Annotated in this window: 4 protein-coding genes; 2 read left to right on the top strand and 2 right to left on the bottom strand. The window is 60.7% G+C overall.

Annotated elements, in window-relative coordinates:
• Window positions 1-114: 114 nt before the first annotated feature.
• Together ACI38Z_RS04995 and ACI38Z_RS05000 are read left to right on the top strand one after the other, a co-directional pair.
• On the top strand, window positions 115-594 hold the full coding sequence (locus ACI38Z_RS04995) for a hypothetical protein (protein WP_439789090.1): 480 nt from the start codon (window positions 115-117) through the stop codon (window positions 592-594).
• On the top strand, window positions 563-874 hold the full coding sequence (locus ACI38Z_RS05000; RefSeq protein ID WP_439789091.1) for a hypothetical protein: 312 nt from the start codon (window positions 563-565) through the stop codon (window positions 872-874). Before ACI38Z_RS04995 ends, ACI38Z_RS05000 begins: the two co-directional genes overlap by 32 nt.
• 686 nt (window positions 875-1,560) lie before the next feature.
• On the opposite strand, the gene ACI38Z_RS05005 is transcribed toward ACI38Z_RS05000, so the two are convergent.
• Together ACI38Z_RS05005 and ACI38Z_RS05010 are read right to left on the bottom strand one after the other, a co-directional pair.
• Entirely contained in the window at window positions 1,561-2,295 is a 735-nt protein-coding gene (locus tag ACI38Z_RS05005; protein WP_439789092.1) for a 5'-methylthioadenosine/adenosylhomocysteine nucleosidase, read from the bottom strand.
• A 117-nt stretch (window positions 2,296-2,412) separates the two neighbouring features.
• Complete coding sequence (locus ACI38Z_RS05010; RefSeq protein ID WP_439789093.1) at window positions 2,413-2,901, bottom strand: S-ribosylhomocysteine lyase; 489 nt, start codon at window positions 2,899-2,901, stop codon at window positions 2,413-2,415.
• Window positions 2,902-2,944: the final 43 nt, after the last annotated feature.

Below are 2,944 nucleotides of genomic sequence, written 5' to 3' on the forward strand. Positions count from 1 at the left end.
GGTGGCTGCTTCTATATACGCCGCCATGGGCGGTGACCATGGCATCACGCTGCCAGGGGCGGACAATCCTGGCTCGATCACGTCCGAGCGGACGGGACAGGAAAGAGGAACCGAATGGAATTCGAGCCCATCGAGACCCAGGAAGACTTCGACCGCGCCATCAAGGCACGCCTGGAGCGCGAGCGTGCGAAGGCCCGCGAGCACTACGCGGACTACGACGAGCTCAAGGAAAAGGCCGGCAAGCTCGAGGAGGCCGAGAGGAAGATCGGCGAGCTCGAGGACGCGGCGGCCAAGAGGAGCGCGGCGGTTGAACGGCGGGCCAATTCTGTCCCTCCGTTCAACGTGAAGAATCCAAGATCGCGCGAAGGCCAGCTCGAATACGACTCGATGATGTCAGATATCATCGACAGGCATGATTCGATGCTCATAACACATGCCATTTCTGGCCAAGATGAGAACCGCTGCGCAGTATTTGTCAAGGGCAATGACATTGCGGTGATAAACTTGGATACAAGAAAGAGGGTAACTGCATTCAGATACAGTCAAGGGGTGAGCCGAGTATATGACGCCATTTGGAATCAGATCGGAGCGTGAAATCGGACCTTTCGACGGCGAATTCATCATCGATTCTGTCAAGCTTGCCAACGAGCAGGCTCCTAATGGCTATAGCTTCTACTTCGAGGAGCCTGACATGCCTGAACAAATCATCGACGGCAAGCATTGCGTAGACATGTTCGGCTGGCTTGTACCGAATGACCGGAAGTCGGAATTCGAGCCGATCTGGAAGAGGCGCGGGGACAATCTGGACGACTTCAAGTCAGTCATCGTTTCCTTCGACGAGGTGAACGGAAAGCCGGTCGCGAGATTCTGGTAATCAAGCGGACCATAGTTGAACGGCGGGCCGATTCTGTCCCTCCGTTCAACATTGGGGTACTCGCTTCTGCAACCCGAGGTCTACATCCGAGCCGTCCCCAGCAGAAAGATAGCCAGACGCTGTCTCCACGAGCTTGAGGACCAGGTTCCGACGACGGGTGCGATTTGCGCGTTCTGCATGACCGAGCGACAGTTCGATGGTGTGAAGTATCTGGTTGGCGGGAGGGGTTACCAGGAGGAGCACGTAGGCGTTCGCACTATGGTCGAGCTGTAACGAGGTTGGCTTGGCACCACGCGAGCGTAGCGATCCACGTGAGAGGCAGGCTCAAAATGGCAATCCCTCAAGCAAGTGGCGGTAACCTTTTGCCCACATAGCGTCAGGCATACGGGCAAGAAGTTACCGCCAGATGTAGAGGGGTGACATCCGAAGCAAGAGGTGATGGCTGTGATGGCTGGCGTCAGTGCCATGTCATCACCATCGGGTTGTCGGGGGCTGCTCTGAATCGCATACGCACAACTGGCGGTAACCTTTGCCCCGCAATAGCATGCTCTAAGCGGGCAAAAGGTTACCGCTAGTTGTAAGGGCGCCAGTTGTAATGGCGCTCGATATGGTGGCGCTAGTTGTAAGGGCGCCACCTGTGATGGCGCTCGATGTCGTGGCGCTCGACGAGCGCCACGCCGCCGCTGCTACTCGGCCGTAGCCGCCTGCTGCTCGGCTAGACGCTGCGGGTAGCTGCCCACCAGCACACGCACGATGCGAGCGCAGTCGTGCGCCGCCTTGCGCTCGAACTCGGGATACGAAACCGTTGCGGAGCCGTCAGCCTTATCGGAGATGGCACGCACGATTACGAACGGAATGTCGTTCAGCCAGCACGTGTGGGCGATCGAGGCGCCCTCCATCTCGCAGCAGTCGGCGTGGAACTGGCGGATGATGCGGTCCTTCTCGGCCTGGTCACGCACGAACTGGTCGCCGGACGCCACGCGGCCCTCCATGCACTGCACGTCGACCTCGGCGATGCGTGCCGCGTCGAGCGCGGCCTCTCGCAGCGACGGGTCTGCGGCGAACGAGGTGACGCCCATGCTGGGCACCTCGCCGGGAGCGTAGCCCAGGTTCGTCACGTCGACGTCGTGGTGCACGGCGTCCACGGACACCAGGATGTCGCCGATGTTGAGCTCGTTGTTCAGCGAGCCGGCAACGCCGGTGTTCACGACGTGCGTCACGTGGAACTGGCTGGCCAGAATCTCAGCGCACACGGCGGCGTTCACCTTGCCGACGCCGCAACGCACCACGACCGCGGGGGTGCCAAAGAGGGTGCCCTCGACGAAGTCCATGTGCGCCATCGTCGTGGTCTTTGCGTCCTCGATGTGGCTGATGAGGTGCTTGACCTCGACGTCCATGGCTCCGATGATTCCAAATTTCATGTGATTTCCTTTGCAGTTCGCAGGTAAAGAAGATTGTATACGCCAGGTGCAGCCGGAGCGATGCAAGCCGGGCGGCGAGCCGACAGCAGCCGTAGTCGCCGGCTATTGCAGTCGCGCCTACGCCACGGGATATGTCGTGTGTGCCTGGTCCAGGTGGTACAGCGTCTGCTCCAGGTAGCGGCGAGCCCACCACTGCGCGCCGGGCAGGCTGGAGTCGTGCCAGTTGCCGCAGTCGGCAGGACGGGCACCGGGGATCTCGCCCTCGAAGTCGCGGATGAACTCAAACATGCGCCTCACGAGATCGGCGACGTCAGAAGGCTGGTACTCGCCAAATAGCAGCAGGTAGAAGCCGGTGCGGCACCCCATGGGCCCAAAGTAGACCACGCGCTCGGCCCACTGCGGGTCGTTGCGCAAAAACGTGGCGCCCAGGTGCTCGATGGCGTGCACGGCGTCGGTGTCCATGACCGGCTCGCGGTTGGGAGCGGTCAGGCGCAGGTCAAACGTGGTGACGACGCACTTGGTGGTGGGATCCTGATCCACGCGAGAGACGTACACGCCCGGCTCCAGACGCAGGTGGTCCACCGTAAAGCTAGCAATCTTGTTCATGTGTCCTCCAATTGCCGGCGCGTGCCGGCCCACTCGATTCTGA

The sequence above is a fragment of the Parafannyhessea sp. genome, assembly GCF_051876455.1.
Lineage (GTDB): Bacteria > Actinomycetota > Coriobacteriia > Coriobacteriales > Atopobiaceae > Parafannyhessea.

Excerpts from the sequence above, each read along its gene's own strand:
- ACI38Z_RS04995 (WP_439789090.1), top strand. The coding sequence starts at position 115 with ATGGAATTCGAGCCCATCGAGACCCAGGAAGACTTCGACCGCGCCATC.
- ACI38Z_RS05000 (WP_439789091.1), top strand. The coding sequence starts at position 563 with ATGACGCCATTTGGAATCAGATCGGAGCGTGAAATCGGACCTTTCGAC.
- ACI38Z_RS05005 (WP_439789092.1), bottom strand. The coding sequence starts at position 2,295 with ATGAAATTTGGAATCATCGGAGCCATGGACGTCGAGGTCAAGCACCTC.
- ACI38Z_RS05010 (WP_439789093.1), bottom strand. The coding sequence starts at position 2,901 with ATGAACAAGATTGCTAGCTTTACGGTGGACCACCTGCGTCTGGAGCCG.